15 protein-coding genes are annotated in these 18,556 nt (G+C 68.4%); 5 read left to right on the top strand and 10 right to left on the bottom strand.

The window, feature by feature from the left end:
• Positions 1-29: 29 nt before the first annotated feature.
• The 3 genes from HWY37_RS01795 to HWY37_RS01785 all read right to left on the bottom strand — a co-directional run bounded on the left by HWY37_RS01795 (position 30) and on the right by HWY37_RS01785 (position 2,393).
• Entirely contained in the window at positions 30-1,505 is a 1,476-nt protein-coding gene (locus HWY37_RS01795) for a DUF1254 domain-containing protein (protein ID WP_176087715.1), read from the bottom strand.
• A 103-nt stretch (positions 1,506-1,608) separates the two neighbouring features.
• Positions 1,609-2,157, bottom strand: coding sequence for an ureidoglycolate lyase (locus tag HWY37_RS01790; RefSeq protein WP_175207158.1), 549 nt, complete (start codon positions 2,155-2,157; stop codon positions 1,609-1,611).
• The gene (locus HWY37_RS01785) at positions 2,154-2,393 is read right to left on the bottom strand and encodes an Arm DNA-binding domain-containing protein (protein WP_175207159.1); all 240 of its coding nucleotides are present in this window, start codon (positions 2,391-2,393) and stop codon (positions 2,154-2,156) included. Before HWY37_RS01785 ends, HWY37_RS01790 begins: the two co-directional genes overlap by 4 nt.
• Before the next feature lie 80 nt (positions 2,394-2,473).
• Between HWY37_RS01785 and HWY37_RS01780 the strand changes: the two genes are divergently transcribed.
• Entirely contained in the window at positions 2,474-2,854 is a 381-nt protein-coding gene (locus HWY37_RS01780; RefSeq protein ID WP_176087714.1) for a cupin domain-containing protein, read from the top strand.
• Between the two features lie 31 nt (positions 2,855-2,885).
• Here HWY37_RS01780 and HWY37_RS01775 read toward each other — a convergent pair whose 3' ends face one another.
• A complete protein-coding gene (locus tag HWY37_RS01775) occupies positions 2,886-4,127 on the bottom strand; it encodes an MFS transporter (RefSeq protein WP_175207161.1) in 1,242 nt (413 codons plus the stop codon).
• A gap of 325 nt (positions 4,128-4,452) precedes the next feature.
• On the opposite strand from HWY37_RS01775, the gene HWY37_RS01770 reads away from it, so the two are divergent.
• Together HWY37_RS01770 and HWY37_RS01765 are read left to right on the top strand one after the other, a co-directional pair.
• A complete protein-coding gene (locus tag HWY37_RS01770; RefSeq protein ID WP_176087713.1) occupies positions 4,453-7,647 on the top strand; it encodes a WG repeat-containing protein in 3,195 nt (1,064 codons plus the stop codon).
• Entirely contained in the window at positions 7,644-10,523 is a 2,880-nt protein-coding gene (locus HWY37_RS01765; protein WP_176087712.1) for a WG repeat-containing protein, read from the top strand. Before HWY37_RS01770 ends, HWY37_RS01765 begins: the two co-directional genes overlap by 4 nt.
• Before the next feature lie 3 nt (positions 10,524-10,526).
• Here HWY37_RS01765 and HWY37_RS01760 read toward each other — a convergent pair whose 3' ends face one another.
• The gene (locus HWY37_RS01760; RefSeq protein ID WP_175207164.1) at positions 10,527-11,387 is read right to left on the bottom strand and encodes an isocitrate lyase/PEP mutase family protein; all 861 of its coding nucleotides are present in this window, start codon (positions 11,385-11,387) and stop codon (positions 10,527-10,529) included.
• A gap of 103 nt (positions 11,388-11,490) precedes the next feature.
• On the opposite strand from HWY37_RS01760, the gene HWY37_RS01755 reads away from it, so the two are divergent.
• On the top strand, positions 11,491-12,369 hold the full coding sequence (locus tag HWY37_RS01755; protein ID WP_176087711.1) for a LysR family transcriptional regulator: 879 nt from the start codon (positions 11,491-11,493) through the stop codon (positions 12,367-12,369).
• 79 nt (positions 12,370-12,448) lie between these two features.
• Here the strand turns inward: HWY37_RS01755 and HWY37_RS01750 are convergent, their stop codons facing one another.
• The 4 genes from HWY37_RS01750 to HWY37_RS01735 all read right to left on the bottom strand — a co-directional run bounded on the left by HWY37_RS01750 (position 12,449) and on the right by HWY37_RS01735 (position 15,997).
• Complete coding sequence (locus HWY37_RS01750; RefSeq protein WP_176087710.1) at positions 12,449-13,264, bottom strand: siderophore-interacting protein; 816 nt, start codon at positions 13,262-13,264, stop codon at positions 12,449-12,451.
• A 22-nt stretch (positions 13,265-13,286) separates the two neighbouring features.
• Positions 13,287-14,057, bottom strand: a complete 771-nt coding sequence (locus tag HWY37_RS34590) for a PadR family transcriptional regulator (RefSeq protein ID WP_246302159.1) — start codon at positions 14,055-14,057, stop codon at positions 13,287-13,289.
• 64 nt (positions 14,058-14,121) lie between these two features.
• Positions 14,122-15,015 carry a DMT family transporter gene (locus HWY37_RS01740; RefSeq protein WP_176087709.1) on the bottom strand — a complete coding sequence of 298 codons (894 nt, stop codon included), beginning with the start codon at positions 15,013-15,015 and terminating at the stop codon, positions 14,122-14,124.
• A gap of 91 nt (positions 15,016-15,106) precedes the next feature.
• On the bottom strand, positions 15,107-15,997 hold the full coding sequence (locus tag HWY37_RS01735) for a helix-turn-helix transcriptional regulator (RefSeq protein ID WP_176087708.1): 891 nt from the start codon (positions 15,995-15,997) through the stop codon (positions 15,107-15,109).
• Positions 15,998-16,094: 97 nt separating this feature from the next.
• On the opposite strand from HWY37_RS01735, the gene HWY37_RS01730 reads away from it, so the two are divergent.
• Complete coding sequence (locus HWY37_RS01730) at positions 16,095-17,573, top strand: MFS transporter (RefSeq protein WP_176087707.1); 1,479 nt, start codon at positions 16,095-16,097, stop codon at positions 17,571-17,573.
• On the opposite strand, the gene HWY37_RS01725 is transcribed toward HWY37_RS01730, so the two are convergent.
• Positions 17,554-18,552, bottom strand: a complete 999-nt coding sequence (locus HWY37_RS01725; protein ID WP_176087706.1) for a fimbrial protein — start codon at positions 18,550-18,552, stop codon at positions 17,554-17,556. The genes HWY37_RS01730 and HWY37_RS01725 overlap by 20 nt on opposite strands.
• Positions 18,553-18,556: the final 4 nt, after the last annotated feature.

Below are 18,556 nucleotides of genomic sequence, written 5' to 3'. Positions count from 1 at the left end.
AAGCTGCCAATTGCAGTCAGGGACTCACCCTAATTTCGCCCCCGCGGCGGCGCCTCGCTGACACGCTCGATCTCCGGCGAGGTCCATTTGCCGTTGAGCAGCGCCGGCTTGGGCCAGTAATAGCGCATCGTGACCATGAAGGGACCGGCCGGCGCGGGCAGCCAGTTGGCTTCCTTGCCCTTGCCCGGCGACTCCGCCTGGATGTGGATCGTCACCCCGCCGTCGGGGTCCCGTTTCAGGGAGGGCAGCATGGACGAATTGATCAGGTAGCGCTTGAGCGGGTTGGGCGCCAGCAGTTGTTCGGGCAGCCGGTACATCGTCATGGACCAGAAGGCGTGGACGGGCGGCAGGCTGCGCGGCGCGAAGCGCAAGGTGTACTGGTTGCGGCCGTCCAGCGGCAGGCCGGCCTTGTCGTTCTCCAGCACGGGATACAGCGCTTCCTCACGGCTGTTGCCGCCTATGCCGACCTGCGTGCCGGTCGCGCGCGCCAGATAGTCGTTCTTGAGCGTGTTGCGGTCGCCGAAGAGGCCGTCGGTCTTGCCGCGCAAGGCCTCGCGGTTCTTGTCGATGTCATTCTGGCCGTCGTGCATGCCTTCCTGCAAGGCGCGCCGCAAGACGGGGTTCATGCTGGCCATGTCAAAAGACCCGCCAGGTTTCAGGCCGATGCTGGCGAAGCGCTCGCGCAGCGACTGTTCCGCCGGCAGCAGCGGCGCGAATTGCAGCAGGAAGGCCAACTGGTTGTAGAACTCCAGCGAGCTGCGCAGCTGCGCGGACGGCTCGGGCGCGATCCAGTCCACGGCCGGCGCCGGTTCGGGCGCGCGCTGCTTGCGGTAGGCGGACAGGGTCTGGATCCGGTAGCGCGACTGGATGCGCTTGACGTTGGGCAGGTCGGCCGCACTGAAGAGCTGGGTGCGTCCCACCAGGTTGACGAGTTCCGTGTCGGACCTGATCACCTTGGTGATGCCGGCCGGCGCCTTGCCCTTCCAGCCCGGGCCGGCGACCAGGAACCTGCCGCCGCCGTTGCCGGTGCTGCGGCTGCCGATGTAGGCGAAGTTGTAGGTATACAGGTCCATCAGCTGCAGCACGAAGTAGCGCCGCGGCTCCATGGCGGGCACGCTGATGACCACGGGTTCGGCGCGCAGGTCCAGGACCGCGAACGTGTACGGCGTGTCGGCGTTGGGCGTGACGAAGGCGGTGTCTTCGGGCGTGAAGACGCGCGCGACGTTGCTGACGGTATTGAACGGGCCCTTGTACTGCGGGTTGCTCTTGTCGATGCTGAAGGCATGCATGGTCTGGTAGCTGGCGACCATGGGCGTGCCGTACACATAGGCTTCGCGCGCAATGCTTCGCGCCTGCTGCGCGGTGACGCCAGGTATGCCTACCGATTGCGACCCGCTGACGTCGTTCGGATTGACGGCGCATCCCGCCACGCCGCCGATCAGCAGCGCCGCCAGCAGCAGCCGGGCCGCGCAAGAGAATCCGGTGCCAGTCTGACGATCGCGCATTCAATGCTCCAACATTTCGTGATGTCGGCAACGCCCATGAATGGCGGCGTCGCATGCAAGGCGTGAATTTCCGGGGGATTCTGGCATATTCCCCCGCCTGCGCTCAAGCCGTCTGGGCCTGCGCTTCGAGCCGCTGCACGGGGATGGCCACGATTGCGCTTTCGCTGGCTGCGGCGTCCGTGGTCAGGTGCTGGATCAGGTCCAGCGTGGTGGACCTGCGGGTCAGCATCAGGCAGGTGACTTCCTCGTCCGTGACGCGCGTGGCGTGCCAGCAGCCCGGCCGCATGCACACGCCCTGCCCTTGCGGCACGCGGAACGCCGCCAGGGTGGCCAGGTCGGGGCTGCCGTCGGCGGCGCTGCGCGCCACGACCTGGATGATCTCGCCCGTCAGCGGCACGATGGCCTGTTGCGTCAGCAGATGCTTTTCCAGGCTGGCGATTTCAAACGACTGGCTGCGGTAATTGACCCACAGCAGCTCGGCGTCGCCGCCGGCGCCGGTGTTGAACAGGTGCTCCTGCCAGAAGTCGGTGGCCTGGTTGGAGAACAGCGGCACGCCGTGGCCGTCCGGCATGGGCTTGCCCAGCATCCAGCCGTAGGCCCTGAAGGCGTCCGGCGTCAGATCGTTGATGTCCAGTTGCTTGTCGCTCGTCATGCGGAACCCTGTGATGGCTTGGTGGCGCCGCCGCGTTTGGGGAACTCGGCGTCATAGTCGAACTCGCCGCGCGCGATGGCCTCGAGTATGGCGGCGCGCCGGTCGGCGGCGCGCTTGAGGTTGGCGGCGGTGGGCTTGGCCCGGATGCGTTCGACGCAATGCCGGCCTTCGTAGAAGAAACCGATCTCGATGGAAGACTCGGACGCGGGCCTTACCCCATCGAATCCCTGGCGCATCGCCCACTCCTGTTATAGCCGATGATCGTGATGATATCGCTTTACACTGGCCCGACGCCCCCACACCCAGGAAGCGCACCATGACTACCGATCTGTCATCCCACTATGTCCTGCTGGACGCCTCGGGCGCCAGCGCCACGGTCGAAGGCGGCAATGCATTCTGGTCGCAGCCGCCAGAGGAACTGGAGAGATTCGGCCGCGGCTGGCTGGTGTCCGAGTTCGCCTTCGAAAAGAACTGGCCGCAATGGGAAATGCATCCCGAGGCCGACGAGGTCGTGCGGCTGATGGCCGGCACCGCGGATCTGCTGCTGGAATGGCCCACCGGCATCCAGGAAGTGCGGATGCAGGCGGGCGACGCCTACGTCATCCGCAAGGGCATCTGGCACACGCTGAAGGTGGCCGGCCCGTGCCGCATGCTGCACATCACCATGGGCGCGGGCACGCAGCACCGGCCGCTGTAGTGCGGACCAACCCGCACGCCAACCCGCGCCGCTAGCCCGCGGCGCCCGCCGCTCGGACGCGCGCGATCTCGCGGTCGTCTATGGGCCAGTGCAGCGCCGCCGACAGCACGCCCAGCGCCATCGCGCCCAGCCAGATCAGGTCATAGGACCCGGTGGCTTCGAACACCACGCCGCCCAGCCACACGCCCAGGAAGGAACCCAGCTGGTGGCCGAAGAACACGAAGCCGAACAGGGTCGTGATGTAGCGCACGCCGAACACCTGGGAGATCAGGCCGTTGGTCAGCGGCACCGTGCCCAGCCAGACGAAGCCCATGACCGCCGCGAACACGTACACGCTCCAGGTCGACAAGGGCACCAGCACGAACAGCGCGATGGCCGCCGTGCGCAGCAGGTAGATACCCGCCAGCAGGTACTTGCGGCGATGCCGCCCGCCCAGCACGCCGCAGACGTAGGTGCCCATGACATTGGTCAGCGCGATGATGGCCAGGCCCGCCACGGCGTCGGAGGCACGCAGGCCCTTGTCCATCAGGTACGCCGGCAGGTGCGTGCCGATGAAGGCCAGCTGGAAGCCGCAGGCCAGGAAACCCAGGTTCAGCAGCCAGAAGCCCGGGCGGGCGAAGGCCTCGCGGATGGCGTCGGACAGGGACAGCCCCGCATCCGCCGCGCCCGCGCCGGGCTGCCGCGCTGCCGGCTCGCGCAGCGGCAGCGCCAGGGGCAGCAGCATGCACAGGACCAGCGCGAACACCAGCAGGGCCGCGACCCAGCCCCAGCCGCTGATCAGCCATTGCGCGGCGGGCACCATGGTGAACTGGCCCAGGCCGCCCACCGCGCCGGCCACGCCCAGCGCCCAGCTGCGGCGTTCGGGCGCCACCAGCCGGCTCAAGGCGCCGTAGATCGTGGCGAACGCGGTGCCGGACAGCGCAATGCCGATGCAGACGCCCGCGGTCCACATGAACCCCGCGGGCGTGGCGGCGTGCGCCATGCCCGCCAGACCCAGCGCATAGAACGCCAGGCCGGCCGCGATCACCTTGGCCGAGCCGTAGCGGTCGGCAATCATGCCGGTGAAGGGCTGGACCACGCCCCAGGTCAGGTTCTGCACCGCCAGCGCCATGGCGAAGGTCTCGCGGCTCCAGCCCCGGTCCATCGTGACGGGCAGCAGGAACAGGCCTTGCACGTGGCGCACGCCCAGCGCCAGACCCATGATGATGCCGCCGGCCAGCACCAGCAGCCACAGCTGGGAAGCATCCAGGGAAGACTTGCGCGACACGGGCATGGCGAACCTCGGCAGTGGAACGTCGCCCCCTTTCAGGCAGGCACAGGCATCCATTACAGGGCGATGAAGCCAACGCATCAACCGATTATTTTTTGTCCGCTGCATGCGCTGCGGGAATGTCAGAGCCGCTGCGAAAAGCGGCGCGTCCAGGTCCGATGCCCGCGCTTGTTAACGCTTTGTTTTTCAAAGTTACATTTGCCACGCCATTGCCTGGCGTCGGTGGTTACAGTGCTGCCTTCGCATACTTTCCTGGCAGGCATACGACCATGTGGCACGTCCGGCTCGGCCTCTACGCTTGCGCGGCTTACGCCCGCGCCGCTGCACGATGAAGACAACGCTCGCCCTCAGACCCCTGGCGCTGGTCTTGGCGCTGGCCGCCCTGCCCGCCGTCCCCGGCGCGGCGCAGGCCGGCTGGACGGACCGCTGCGCCCCCGGCTTCAACGACTACGGCGGCACCGACCTGAACTGCCAACTGGGCTACAGCGACGGCCTGGCCGCCGTGCTGACCGGCGCGGCCAGCGACGACAGCGGCCGCTGGGGCTATCTCGACAAGCAAGGCCGCATGGCCATCGCGCCGGCCTACGTGGAAGCCAAGTCCTTCCAGAACGGCCTGGCCGCTGTCAGCCAGGACGGTCTCTGGGGCTATATCGACACCCAGGGCCAATGGGCCATCAAGCCGCGCTTCAGCGAGGCGACCGGCTTCAACGCCGAAGGCACCGCCCTGGCCGAAGAGCAAGGGCACGACGTGCTGATCGACCGCAGCGGGAAAGTCGTCAAGACCTTCCCGCTGGGCACGCGCTCCTGGGGTTTCGAGCGGGGTCAGAAGCTGGCCTCGATGGAAATGCCCGTGCCGCCGAGTCTGTTCAACGCGGCCACGGGCAAGGCCGCGACGCTGCCCGCGGGCGTGATGGCGCTGGGCGCGCCCAGCGGCGGCTATCTGCCGGCCCAGTTGCGCGATTCGCGCTACAGCGGCTGGTGGGGGCTGCTGGACAGCCAGGCCCGCTGGGCGATCACGCCGGACGTGCTGCGCGCGCAGGAAGCGCCGCTGCGCGACGGCAACGTGCTGGCGGTGCGCCGCGACGAGGGCTGGGAATTCGTCAATCCGCAAGGCCAAGCGATCCATGAGCAACGCTACGAGCACGTCCAGCTGGCCGGCCCTGGGCTGTGGCTGGTCAAGCAGAAAGGCGCGGGCAAGGCGCTGCTGCTGGGCGCCAAGCTCGGCGTCGAACATGCGTTCACGGCCGATTATGTCGGCCTGGACGAACAGGACGGCTGGCGCTCCATGATCGACGACGCGACCGTGCTGCTGATCGACCCCGCCGGCAAATTGCAGAAAATCGCGGCGCGCAATGGCCGCGTGGAGATAAGCAGAGGGCAGGCCTGGATCACGGCCTCCGTGCCCGCGCGCGCCGCCGATGGCGCCGCCGACGCAGCAGCCTCGGCCGCCGATGCCGCGGCAATGGCTGCGGAAGCCGCCGAGGCCGGCACCATGGCGGCAGGCGGCGATGATCCCGGCGTCGCGGTGGAAGCCTCGGCCGTGGGAGCTCCCCTGGATGACGCCAGCACTGCGGCAGCCGATGCCTCCGCAGCCGACGTCGTGACGGCCGGCCCCGTTGCCGCCGCTGCGGCAGCGGCCGATGATGCGGCTGCAGATGACGCGACGGCCGCTGCCGCGATAGACGCAACCGTGGCCGTCGACGTCGCCACGCCCGCCAGGGCGGCAGCGGCCTCCGCGGCGGTGGAAGCCGCTGCCGCCGCGGAAGCGGCCGGCGTCGAAGCCGCAGCCGCAGCCGACGTGGGCGGCGGCCTGTTGCAGATCTACGCCCGCGACGGCAAGCCCCTGCTGAATGCCGAGACCGTCGCGCGGCTGCAGGCCTACGACATCAGGGCGCTGTCCCCGAGCAAATCCGCCCGCGGCCGCAGCACGGCGAACAGCTTGCCGCTGGCGCTGCTGCAGCCGCTGGACTACACGCAGCCCCAGGGCATCCTGACGGCCAAGGGCAGGATCGTGACCAACCCGGACTGGGAGGACATCTCCAGCTACGATGCCGCACTGCCCTTGCCGGTCCGCACCGCCAACGGCAAGACCGGCGCGATCGACGCCGACGGCAACTGGGCCATCGCGCCGCGCTTCGGCTCCATCCGCCCGTTCCACGGCGCCTACACCATGGCAAGCGGAGAGCGCAGCCGCCGCGACGACGGCATGGTCGTGGACGCTCGCGGCAAGACCGCCTCGATCCCCGCCGCGGTGCTGGACGGCGCCATGGAATTCGACGGCGAGCTGATCCAGTACCGCGCACGGGACGAGAACCGCGAGAACCGCTGGGGCCTCTGGAACGTCGCCAAGGGCGCGCCCGCGGTCCAGCCGATCTACGAAAGCATGGAGAAGTTCGAGGACGACTGGGCCAAGGCCCAGTACAAGGAGCGCTGGGGCGTGATCGACCGCGCAGGCAAATGGATGGTGCCCGCCACCCTCGACAGCTCGTACAAGCTGGACTACCTGGGCGACGGCCTCATGTTGGTCGAGGATCCCGACGCCGGCAAGCGCCGCGGCGGCTATTCCAGCACGGTCTACCGCCTGGTCAATCTGCGCACCGGCCGCGCCAGCGAACTGCTGAGCGGCAAGCCGGAGCAGATGAAGGACGGACGCTACCTGGGCGAGTTGGCCGGGTCCGGCGCGGTGCTGTTCGACGCCAAGGGCAACGCCACCCGCGTGGCCGACGGCCGGCCCAAGCGCAAGGAGATGTACCAGGACTGGATCTACGTCGAACAGGAAGACCGGCAAGGCGCCATCGACGCGCAGGGCAACATGAAGGTCCCCGCGATCTACGGCGAGTTCAATCCCTTCTTCGCGCAGCCGGAGGGCCTGGCGCGCGCCTACACGGGGTCCGACTACCGCGTGATCGACCAGGACGGCAAGACAGTGCTGCCCAAGCTGGGCGACGGCTCGCCGCTGGCCACGATGCAACGCATCGTGTTCCACGATTCGGACAACTCCGTCAGCATCATGACGGACCTGCAGGGCCGCGAGATCACCCGCATCGACGGCACGTACAGCGTGGAAGACCGCAACGCCAGCGAAGGCGTCGCGCCCTACCGCAGCAGTTCCGGCAACGGCAGGCTCGGCTTCATCGACGCGGACGGCAAGCGCATCGTGGGACCGCACTTCGATTCGCTGGGTCCGCTGAAGAATGGCCTGGCCACGGCCCGGCGCCTGCAGTACTCGGGCAAGCTCTACGGCTACGTCGACCTGACCGGCCGCTATGCGATTCCGCCCGTCTTTACCTGGGCGGGGGACTTCAGCGAGGAACGCGCGCTGGTGCGCAGCAATTTCCAGGACAGGAACACGCAGTACATCGACACCAAGGGCGCGCCCATCGCCACCTTCGCCTGGGTGTGCGACACGGTGACGATCCTGGACGACCAGGGCAGGATCACCTGGCCGCTGCAGAAGATGGATTGCCCCGCGGCCGACAAGATCGAGCTCGCCCCCGACAACGCCAAGGCGAAACAACCATGAAGTCACGCGCGATACGCACCACCCGCCTTGCCTGCGCCCTGGCCGCGCTGGGCGCGTCCCTGTCCGCGCAGGCGCAATACGGCAATTCGTACTGCATCGAGGACAAGGGCAGCAGCCCGTCGGCGTACTACGACGATGGCGGCGCCTACGCCAACCTCTGCATCCGCGCCCTGGCCGATCAGCGCGCCGCGGTGCTGCTGCCGTCCGCGCTGGTGAACACCAGCCGCATGCCCGCCGACGAATCGCTGCGCCGCCACGCCTGGGGTTTCCTGGACCAGAACGGCAGGTTGGCGATCTCGCCCATCTTCGAAGCGGTGGGCGATTTCCGCCATGGCCTGGCCGCGGTGAAGTGGAAGGGCAAGTGGGGTTTCATCGACACCAAGGGCCGGATGGCGGTGGCGCCGCGCTACGACGCGGTGCAGGACTACTCCGAGATCGGACTGGCCGTGGCCACGCTCGACGGCCGTCTCCAGCTGATCGACCGCAAGGGCCAACCGGTGGGCGAACCGCTGGACGAGAGCGTGCGGGCGATCCGCCTGGACGACGGCGTGCCGGCGCTGGCGACGGTCGTGTACAAGCCCGAGTACCGCTCCAGCACGGGCGAACGCCGCTACAACGACGGCGGCGTCAGCCTCGTGCGGGCCTACGGCAACGGCCTGTACATCGCCACCAACGCGGACGGCCAGTACGGCCTGGTGGACCGGAACTGGAAGTGGGTGCTGGAACCCACCTATCACGAGATCTCGGTGCCGGGCGAGGCAGGCTCGATGGCCGTCGCTTATGCCGACCGCAACGAGCTGCTGCTGGACGCGGACGGCAAGACCATAGGCGCGGACCAGGGCTACCGCGGCCTGATGCCGGTGACCAAGGCCTTCTGGAGCGCCGAACTGGGCCGCGGCAACTATGTCGTGCTGGACCGCGCCGGCGCGCAGGTGGCCAAGCTCAAATCCAGCGAGGCGGAGAATTCCCACCGCTACGGCGATGCCATCGTCTACCGCTCCGGCGACAAGAAGGTGGCGTTGATTCCAGGGCGCGCGGAACCGCTGACGCTGGGCGCCGGCCTGACCGCGGCCGACGAACTGCAAGGCTACGTGCTGTTCAGCAGCCAGGAGCAGCTGCCGGTCGGCCTGCTGACGCCCAAGGGCGCCTGGCTGTACGGCGCGACCGCCCCTTCCTGGCTGGATGAGGTCGGCAGGATGGAGTTCAGCCAGGGCAAGCTGTGGCTCTTCAAACAGGAAGGCGACCTGCTCAACGTGCTGGACGACGAAGGCCGCGTGCTGCTCAAGCCGGAAACCGTGGCGGCCGCGCAGAGCCGCTCGCTCAAGCGCCTGCCGCTGAACGTGCCGGGCAGCGCGCTGGGCCTGATCGGCCAGGAACATTGCCAGTGCTCCGAGGACGGCGCCGGCCTGCTGCTGGCAGACGGCGGCATCGCCTCCGACCCTGCCTGGCGCGACATCATTCCGCTGGACGGATCCGAGGACGACTACGGCGCGCAGGCCGAAGCGGAAGCCGCCGGGCTCAAGGCGGAACAGCTGCGTTACGCGGCGCAGACCGCCACAGGCATGCTACTGCTGGACGCCGCCGGCAAGCCCATGAACCTGCCCATACAGCAGCACATCGGCCCGTTCCGCCACGGCTATGCGCTGGCCTACGCCAACGGCGCGAGCCGGATGCTGGACCGCGACGGCAAGACCTATGACCTGCCCGCTGCCTTCTTCGAGGCGCAGGTCGTCGCCCCCGGCGTGGTGCGCTTCCTTAAGACGGCGGCCGAAGGCTCGCCCTGGGGCCTGTACGACTTCATCGCGGGCAAGGAAATCGCCCCGGCCGAGTACGCGGACATCGGCGTGTTCCAGGACGGGCAGGCCGTGGCTTCGCTGGGCCCGGACCGGGTCGGCGTCGTGGACCTGCAAGGCAAATGGATCGTGCCGCCCAGCCACCACGGCGCCGAACGCGTCGCCGCCCAAGTGTGGAAAGTGCAGCAGGCCGGCCCGCAGGACGAGGAATACCGCCGCCCCGCCGCCGTCTTCAATGCGCAGGGCCGCGCGCTGACCGGCTTCCGGCCCGGCCTGGCGGTCGGCGTGGACGACGACGGCACGATCGCGGCCGGCGACGAGAAGCAGCGCTGGGTCATCTCGCCGGACGGCGCGGACGCGGTGGACATGCAGGATACGGACTACATGCGCCTGGGCGACTGGACGCTGCAGCGCCGCGCGCCGCGCAGTGGCTATCTGGACAGCCAGGGCCAGTGGCAGATCGCACCCCAGGCCGCGACCGCCGGCACGTTCCGCGGCCAGCCCGCCCGCGCCCTGCTCACGGGCGAAGGCGGCGCGCGCCTGATCGACGACCAGGGCCAGGCCGTGGTTACGTTGCCCACCGGCGAATGGAGCTGGCCGGAAGGCTCGGATGCGCTGCTGCGGCATTACTACACCGGCAACCGTGAAATGACCGACTACGTCGGCCTGGACGGCAAGAAGCGGCTCTCCGTCGAAGGCAATGCCTCCAGCTATTCGGAAGGCCTCGCCGTGGCGCATGTGTCCAATCGCGGCATGCGCGCCATCAACGACAAGGGCGCGCTGGTCGGCCCCGCGTTCGACACGCTGGGTCCGATGCGCGAAGGCCTGGCGCCGGCCGGCACCGAAGATGGCTTTGGCTACGTCAATGCGCAGGGCAAGCTGGTAATCCCCGCCGAGTACCGGGCGGTCGGGCCGTTCCACAACGGCCGCGCCGTGGTGTCCACGCTGGAGAAGTCGATGATCATCGATTCCGCAGGCAAGCAGGTGGCGCGCGTGGAAATGGAATGCGGGGTGCGGACCTTGTACGGCTCGCACAACCAGCGGCTGTGGCCGCTGACGCTGCCCAGCCGCTGCGCCCGCTAGCGCCTACTGCGTGTCCAGCGCCAGATAGCGGCGCGTCTGCACGATCTCTTCCCGCTCCTTGAAGCTGGTGAGCTGATCGGCCAGCGCGCTGCTATCGCCCGTCTGCCTGATCGCCGCCAGCGTGGCCTGCATGGCATGGATGGCGGCGCGCTGCAGGTCCGACGGAATGATCGCCAGGCGGTAGCCCATGGCCGCCAGGTCGGGCAGCGGCGTAAGCGGCGTCTTGCCGCCGTAGAACATATTGATCAGCTTCAGGCCCGGCAGGCGCTCGGCGATGGCGCGGATCTGCTCCAGCGTCTCGGGCGCTTCCACGAAGATCATGTCCGCGCCCGCTTTCAGGTAGCGCTCGGCGCGCGACAGCGCGGCCTCGAAGCCCTCGACCGCGATGGCGTCGGTGCGGGCGATCACCAGTGCGTCCGGGTCGCTCAGGGTCTGGCGCGCGATGTGCACCTTGCGGCACATTTCCTCGGCATCGATCAGGCTCTTGTCGTCCAGGTGACCGCAGCGCTTGGGAAAGGACTGGTCTTCGATGTGGAAGGCCGCCACGCCGGCGCGTTCCATGATGCGCACGGTGCGCTCCACGTTGGCCGAACCGCCGAAGCCGGTGTCGGCGTCGGCCACTACCGGCAAGCCGCTGGCGTCCACGATCTTCTCCACGCGGTCCATCACTTCACTGAAACTGAGCAGGCCGATGTCGGGATAGCCGGCCGCGCGCGCGATGGCGCCGCCGCTGGCGTAGACGGCTGAAAAGCCGGCCATGGCGACCAGGCGCGCCGACATGCCGTCATAGGCGCCGGGCGCCACGACGATGTCCTGGGCCAGGTGCTGGCGCAACAGGGTGCTGGGTTTGACGGAGGCATTCATGCGGATTCCTTGCAGGCGTTGAGCGATGCATCCATCATCGGCCTGCGGGACTAGAATGTCCAATATATGGAAAATTGACGATCAATACTTTTTAAGTACAGATATGGAACTGCGCCACCTGCGTTACTTCGTCGCCACCGCCGAAGCCCAGCACTTCACCCGCGCCGCGGAACAGCTGGGCATGGCGCAGCCGCCGCTGTCGCAGCAGATCCGCCAGCTGGAACAGGAAGTCGGCACGCCGCTGTTCGACCGCACGGGGCGCGGCGTGGCGCTGAATGACGCCGGCCGTGCCTTTCTGGTCTGCGCGCAGGACATCCTGCAACGCGCGCAGGCAGCGGTGTTGACGGCGCAACGCGCGGCGCGCGGCGAAGTGGGCGAGTTGACGCTGGGGTTCACGGAGTCCGCGTCCTTCAGCGGCGTGGTGACCGAGCTGATCCGCCTGTACCGGCAGCAGTATCCCGACGTGGAGATGACGCTGTCGCAAGGCGATAGCGAAACGCTGGTGGCGCAATTGCGCAGCGGCGCCATCGACGCCGCGTTCGTGCGCCCGCCCTTCGCGCTGAACGGCGGCCTGTCCTTTACGCAACTGGCGGCAGAACCCCTGGTGGTGGCGCTGCCGCTGGGCCACGCGCTGGCGCGGCGCAAGCGGCTGGCGCCCGCCGACCTGGCGCAGGAAAGCTTCATCCTGTATTCGCGCAAGTCCGGCTACGGGCTCAGCGCCGACATCATGGCGGCCTGCCGCCAACATGGGTTGAATCCGCGGATCGGCCAGCGCGCGCCGCAGCTGTCTTCGGCGGTGAACCTGGTCGCTGCGGGCATGGGCGTGGCCATCGTGCCGGAATCGCTGCGCCATCTGCGTCCCGACGGCGTGGTGTACCGCCCCTTCGCGCTGGACTGGCCGCGCGCGGTGCTGGGCCTGGCCGTGCGCGAACAGGGCGCGGGCGGACGCGTGCGCAACCTGCTGGCGCTGGCGGCGGGATAGCGGGCGGGCCTAGTTGCCGCCAGTCGCGGGCGCCAGACACCCGGGCGGCAAGGGTATCGGACACCAGCGTCGGAACGGCTCAGCCTTCGTGCGACTCGTGCACGGCCGTGGCGCCGCGCTTCCAGTAGCTGGCGGCGCGGATGCGGCTCTTGTCGACGCCATGCTGCGTCACCATGATTTCGCGCACGGCCTTGGCCGCGGCGGATTCCGCAGCGACCCAGGAATAGCCTTCACCCGCCGGCAGCGCCAATTCCCGCGCCGCTTCCAGCAGCAAGGTGCTGTAGCCCGGCGCGGTGCCATTGCGGTGCAGCCAGCGCACGGTAGCCTGGGCCCGGGTCTGCAGCGGGATTTCGTTGGAGGCGTCGGGCACCTCGATCAGCACCAGCGCCTGCGCGCTGGCCGGCAGCTCTTCCAACCGGCGGGCAATGGCCGGCAAGGCGGTCTCGTCGCCGATCAGCACATGCCAGTCGAAACCCGTGGGCACCACGAAGGAGCCGCGCGGCCCACCTATGCCCAACTGTTGGCCGGGCCTGGCCTGTTCGGCCCAGGTGGACGCGGGGCCATCGCCGTGCAGCACAAAGTCGATGACGAGTTCCTTGCGCCCCGCATCGAAGCGGCGCGGCGTGTAGTCGCGCGCGGCGGGCTTGGGCGCGTCTTCGGGAAACTTGATGCCGTCCGCGGTCGCGACCGGCAGCGCCGGCGGCTGGTCAGGATCGGCGGGAAAGAACAGCTTCACGTGGTCGTCGAACGAGGCGGACACGAAGTCCTGCAGATCGTCGCCGGTGAAGGTGACGCGGGCCAGCAGGCCGGCGATGCGCTCGACGCGGGCCACGGTCAAGCTGCGCATCTTCAGGTCGTGGCGGACGCGTTCGACATTCAGGTCGTTGCGGGTCATGGGAACTCCAGGAATAGGGGCATCAGGAACAGGCCTGGCCGTTGATTTCGGCGGTGGCGCGGGCCAGGATGGCCGCGATGCGGCGCTGTTCGGCGGGTGTGGCGTCGGTGCGGTCCAGCAGCGCGCGCTTGAGCGCCTGGCGCGCAGCCACGAACTCCGGCAGCCAGCCGGTGGCGGTGTCCTCGCCTTCCGGGCCGACGCTGCGCGGCTGGCCGCTCCAGGCCTGGCGCATCCAGTCCATCTTGCGCGCCACGTGCTTGAGCTTGTTGAACATCAGCGCCAGGCGCTCGCGGTTGCCGTCCAGGTGCGCGCGGCCCGGCTCCGCCAGGTGGTAGCGCTTCTTCGCGCCTTCCTGCTCGACGGTGGCGTAGCCCAGTTCCTCCAGGTAGGTCAGCGCGGGATAGACCATGCCGGGGCTGGGCGTGTAGAAGCCGTTGCTAAGCGCGCCCAGCGCCTTGATCAGCTCGTAGCCGTGGCTGGGGTTCTTTTCCAGCAGGCCCAGCAGCATCAGCTGCAAATCGTCGGCGCTGACCTTGCGGCTGCGCGTCCAGCCTCGGCCGTCGTCGCCGAAACCTCCGCCAAAGCCGCCGCCTTCGCCGCGCTCGTCGCCCGGGCCGGAACACCAGTCGCCGCCCGCGCCGGCATGGCGCGGGTGATGGGCATGGCCTTCGCCGTGGTGGCGGTGATGCGCAAATTCCGCCCCATGGCGGTGTTGATGAGGATGTCCATGGTGGCCCTGCTGCTTCTGGCGGGCACGGCGCACGAATGCGGTAATGAATTGGGAGTCGCGCATGGTCTATCTCCGGATATGTATCTTACGATATATATCTTACGATATATCCGTGATAGTCCGGCAGTCAAGCGCGGCGTTCGATCACCCCGGCCGCGATGCCGCCCACGATCAGCGCCATGCCCGCCAGCAGCGAGACGCTGACCGGCTCGCGCAGGGCCACGGCCGCGCACAGCAGGCCGAACACGGGCACGCCCAGCAGGCCGATGGACGTCACCCCGGCGGGCAGCGAGCGGTTCACGTTCACGGCGGCCCAATGCGCCACCGCGATGCCGAAGACGCCCGCATAGCCCAGCAGCCACGACAGCTCCGCGCTCCACGTCACCCGCGGCGCGCCTTCGGCCGCATAGGCCACGGCGGACAGCACGATGGAGGCCAGCAAGGCCTGCCACAGCGCCAGTTCGAACGGCGGCGTCACCCAGCGGTGCGCCCGCACGTAGACGATGTTGGCCGCCCAGCACAGCGCCGCCAGCAGGATCAGGCCATTGCCGACCAGCGCGTCGCGATTGCTCCAGTCGAAGTCCAGCGGATTGAAGATGACGACCAGGCCCAGGAGGCCCAGGGCCAATCCGGCTTGCCGCGCGCGGCCCACGGATTCACCCAGAAAGAGCCAGGCGCCAGGGATCACCCACAGCGGCGTGGTGTAGGCCAGCACCGCCGAGCGGCCCGCCGGCACGTACAGCATGCCCAGGCTGACCAGCGCGGCGAAGGCGCCCATGTGCAGCAGTCCGACGCTGAGGATCACGGGGATGTCGGCCTTGACCGGCCGCGCCACGCGGCGCAACGCCAGCCCCAGCGCCAGCAGCGCCCACGTGCCGGCGATGCTGCGCGCGGCGGCCGCCCAGATGGGCGTCATGTAATGCAGCAGCAGCTTGTTGACGATCCAGGTGAAGCCCCAGGCCAGCACCACCACGCCCAACAGCAGCAAGGCGTGGCGGCGGGAAAGCGTGGCGGTGGACATGAGCGAAGAATGCGTCCGCCAGGACGCAGGAATGCGGGGAAGACCCGACTATAGGAGCCGCGCGCGGCAGCTCCGTAGACCCACGGCGCGCTTATTCGCTGGTGCCACGCGCGGCCTTGGCGCGCCGCGTCGCCGCGGCTCGCAGCCAGCGTTCGAAATCCTTCGTCTTCGGTTCATCCGGCGCGGGTGCGTAGACCACCAGCCGCAAATGCCGGCTCTCGTCCACCGATAGCGTGGAGTGCTCGAACGCCAGCTCGCCCAGGGCCGGCAAGCTCAGGCTGCGCAGGCCCATGCAGGAGCCGTGCACATCGTGTTCGCGCCACCAGGTCTTGAAGTCCGGCGACACGCGCTCCAGCTCGTCCACCAGTTCCCCGACGTCCGGCGCCCGGCCGGCGCTGGCGAAGTCGCGCCGGAACGTGGACAGCATGGCGGGCGCTTGCGCCGGCCAGTCCACGAACAGTTCGCGCATCGCCGGGTCCGCGAACAGCATCCACAGCAGGTTTCTGCGCCCCGGCGCCTGCGCGGAAAAATTGAACACGCGGTCCGCGGCCGCATTCCACACCACCACATCCCAACGCAGATTGAGCACGTAGGCGGGGCGCGCGGGCAGGTCGTCCATCAGGCGGCGCACCTGCGCGGGCACCGTGCACCAAGTGCGGCCCGGTTCCGACGGCGGGCGCTGGTGCGCCAGCAGGTACAGGTGGCGGCGTTCGGCCGCGTCCAGCTTCAGCACGCGCGCCAGGTTTTCCAGAAAGTCCGCCGACACGCTGATGTTGCGGCCCTGTTCGAACCAGGTGTACCAGGCCAGGCCCACGCCGGCCAGCGCGGCGACCTCTTCGCGGCGCAAGCCCGGCGTGCGCCGGCGACCGCCGGCGGGCAGCCCCAGTTCGGCGGGACTGAGCCGTTCGCGCCGCAGCCGCAGGAACTCGGACAGATCGGCGCGGGTGCGCTCCAGGCGCTTCGGGGCTACGGTCGCGGTCATGAGTCTATTGCACCCAGTAATAGCATAAGCAGCTAAATTGTATAAGGCTAAAAGCCTCTCCAGAATAGCGCCCATTCAGACTCCGATGGCGCTTTCCATGTCTTCCTCCACACTCCCCTGTCCTGATTTGCACGCCGCGCAGCGGCAACCCGTCCTGGGCCGCCTGGGCCTGGCCGTGCTGCTGTCGGGCGGCTTCATCACGATCTTCGACCTGTTCGTGGTGAACGTCGCCATCCCCAGCATGCGATCCACCCTGTCCGCCAGCTTCGCGCAGATCAGCTTCATCATCGCCGCCTACGAGCTGGCCTATGGCGTGCTGCTGATCGCGGGCAGCCGGCTCGGCGACCGCCATGGCCGGCGGCGCCTGTTCATGCTGGGCATGGCGGCGTTCGCGCTGGCCTCGGCGCTGTGCGGTGTCGCGCCCACGGCCGACGCCTTGATCGCCGCGCGCGTGCTGCAAGGCGCTGCGGCGGCCATGCTGTTTCCGCAGGTGTATGCGCTGATCCGCGTCAGCTACCAAGGCCATGAACGACAGCGCGCCTTCGGCCTGCTGGGCATGACGCTGGGGCTGGCGGCCATCGCGGGGCAAGTGCTGGGCGGCTGGATCGTGCACGCGGACCTGTTCGGACTGGCATGGCGCAGCATCTTCCTGCTTAACATTCCCGTGGGCCTGCTGGCGTGGCGCCTGGCCCGCCATATCCCGGAATCGCGCGAGCCTACGGGCGCGCGCATGGATTGGCCCGGCGCGGCGCTGGCGGGAGCGGGCCTGACCCTGCTGCTGCTGGCGCTGATCGAAGGCCCCTCGCGGCACTGGCCCGCGTGGACCCTGGCTTGCGGCGCGGCCGCGGTCGTCGCGCTGGCGTGGTTCGCGCGCATGCAGCGCCGCATCGCGGCCCGCGGCGGCGCGCCCCTGGTCGACATGGCCTTGCTGACGCAGCCGCGCTTCGCGGCGGGCTGCCTGCTGGTGTTGCTGGTGTTCTCCACCGCCAGCGCCATGTTCCTCTGCTATGCGCTGCTGGTGCAGACGGGCTTCGGCTTGGACGCGCTGACGGCGGGCCTGATCTTCGCGCCCGCCAGCGTGGGCTTCGTGGCCGGGTCGATGGCGGCGCCGCGGCTGGTGGCGCGCTTCGGCACGCGCGCCATCGCGCTGGCTGCCTTGTTGTACGGCGGGGCGACCGCGACCTTGATGCTGCAGGTCGGCGCGGCTGGCGCCAGCCTCGCGCCGTGGTCGCTGCTACCCGCGCTGGTATGGCTGGGCGCGGCCCAGGGCGCGGTCAATACGCCGCTGGTGAACCTGGCACTGGGCTTCGTCGAGGACCGGCAGGCCGGCATGGCGGCGGGCGTGGTGTCCACCTTGCAGCAGGTGGGCGCGGCGCTGGGCGTGTCGGCGGCGGGCATGCTGTTCAGCGGAACGTTGGAAGCCTACGCCGACGCAAGCGCCGCCGAACGCCATGCGCAAGCGTTCGCAAGCGCAATGCACTTCAACGTCGCGGCGATCCTGGCCGCGGCGGCGCTGCTGTGGCGGCTGGGCCGCCGCGCGCCAGCAGGCCAGGCCGCTACTGATAGCTCATCGTGAAGGTGGCGCGGGCGTTGGCGGTTCCTGGCGTCACGACCGATTCCGTCTGCACGTAGCGTGCCGTCAAAGGTATGGAAAAGACGCTGGTCCCGGGAGATACGGTGCCTGCCTTCCACTGACCCGGGTTACCAAGCTCATTCGAATCCGCGCCATATCCCAGCACCGTGGTCCCGCTCAAGACTTCGACCCCGACGCCTTTGGCGCCAGATTCCGGCGACAGCGTCAATGCGTTGGAACGGTTGCCGGGATCGGTGGCGTCCGTCAGTGTGACGTACGCATCCATTGGTGTTACGCCATCTCCACCCTTGCAGGTCAGATCAATCTTGAAGGGCCGTTCAGGTGACGTGGAACCGACACCCCTAAAACTGCCCGCGGAGACAGTGGCCAATGAAGCCTGAATACTGCTGTTCGATGGAAATGAGCAAGTCGGCTGCCTCTTCATTATTACGGAGACTCTCCCCGCATAGGTGAAAGCCACGTAAGCAGCTTCCGGGTAGGGAAGGTCCAAGAGAGCCACCGGCGGCCCGCAGCACGAAACTACCGTTGGGCGAAACGGCCCAATCTTGATCAGTTCGATGTAGAGTTCGATCGGCCCTGGGTCCTCCTTAAGGGTGGTTATGCAAACTACCGGCCAGTAACCCTGAGGACAATTCCTAAATTTCGCTTTGAAGCGTGCGCCTACTCCCGGGATTCCAGAAGAGTAGACACCCTCCGGCTGACCCGACTCCTGAGCGGCGCGGAAAGTCAGGGTGCTTTCGCCGCTCGAGGAGCACAGGCCTACTTTAAGTACCGGAGGGACAAATGTGCTTGACCACAGCACCTCACCGTTAGCCGCGTTGGGATCGAGCTCAAGTTCGGCGGGAAGGACCAACCCCATTTGCCAGGTCCTGAAACAACTAGTATCAGCGGCGGCGTTGGAGGAAAAGACCAACGCCAGTAGCGTGGCGCCAAGTAAGAGTAGCTTTCGAAACGTGTTCATTTTG

Origin of the sequence: Achromobacter anxifer (assembly GCF_903652925.1) — a bacterium.
GTDB lineage: Bacteria > Pseudomonadota > Gammaproteobacteria > Burkholderiales > Burkholderiaceae_B > Achromobacter > Achromobacter anxifer.
The sequence above is the reverse complement of the archived record's forward strand: the minus strand, read 5'-3'. Positions and strand labels throughout refer to the sequence as shown.

What these genes read in the sequence shown, in the direction of transcription:
- HWY37_RS01765 (WP_176087712.1), top strand. Translation starts at nt 7,644, where the DNA reads ATGAAGTCACGCGCGATACGCACCACCCGCCTTGCCTGCGCCCTGGCC.
- HWY37_RS01760 (WP_175207164.1), bottom strand. Translation starts at nt 11,387, where the DNA reads ATGAATGCCTCCGTCAAACCCAGCACCCTGTTGCGCCAGCACCTGGCC.
- HWY37_RS01780 (WP_176087714.1), top strand. Translation starts at nt 2,474, where the DNA reads ATGACTACCGATCTGTCATCCCACTATGTCCTGCTGGACGCCTCGGGC.
- HWY37_RS34590 (WP_246302159.1), bottom strand. Translation starts at nt 14,057, where the DNA reads ATGCGCGACTCCCAATTCATTACCGCATTCGTGCGCCGTGCCCGCCAG.
- HWY37_RS01735 (WP_176087708.1), bottom strand. Translation starts at nt 15,997, where the DNA reads ATGACCGCGACCGTAGCCCCGAAGCGCCTGGAGCGCACCCGCGCCGAT.
- HWY37_RS01775 (WP_175207161.1), bottom strand. Translation starts at nt 4,127, where the DNA reads ATGCCCGTGTCGCGCAAGTCTTCCCTGGATGCTTCCCAGCTGTGGCTG.
- HWY37_RS01785 (WP_175207159.1), bottom strand. Translation starts at nt 2,393, where the DNA reads ATGCGCCAGGGATTCGATGGGGTAAGGCCCGCGTCCGAGTCTTCCATC.
- HWY37_RS01755 (WP_176087711.1), top strand. Translation starts at nt 11,491, where the DNA reads ATGGAACTGCGCCACCTGCGTTACTTCGTCGCCACCGCCGAAGCCCAG.
- HWY37_RS01730 (WP_176087707.1), top strand. Translation starts at nt 16,095, where the DNA reads ATGTCTTCCTCCACACTCCCCTGTCCTGATTTGCACGCCGCGCAGCGG.
- HWY37_RS01770 (WP_176087713.1), top strand. Translation starts at nt 4,453, where the DNA reads ATGAAGACAACGCTCGCCCTCAGACCCCTGGCGCTGGTCTTGGCGCTG.
- HWY37_RS01750 (WP_176087710.1), bottom strand. Translation starts at nt 13,264, where the DNA reads ATGACCCGCAACGACCTGAATGTCGAACGCGTCCGCCACGACCTGAAG.
- HWY37_RS01790 (WP_175207158.1), bottom strand. Translation starts at nt 2,157, where the DNA reads ATGACGAGCGACAAGCAACTGGACATCAACGATCTGACGCCGGACGCC.
- HWY37_RS01740 (WP_176087709.1), bottom strand. Translation starts at nt 15,015, where the DNA reads ATGTCCACCGCCACGCTTTCCCGCCGCCACGCCTTGCTGCTGTTGGGC.
- HWY37_RS01795 (WP_176087715.1), bottom strand. Translation starts at nt 1,505, where the DNA reads ATGCGCGATCGTCAGACTGGCACCGGATTCTCTTGCGCGGCCCGGCTG.
- HWY37_RS01725 (WP_176087706.1), bottom strand. Translation starts at nt 18,552, where the DNA reads ATGAACACGTTTCGAAAGCTACTCTTACTTGGCGCCACGCTACTGGCG.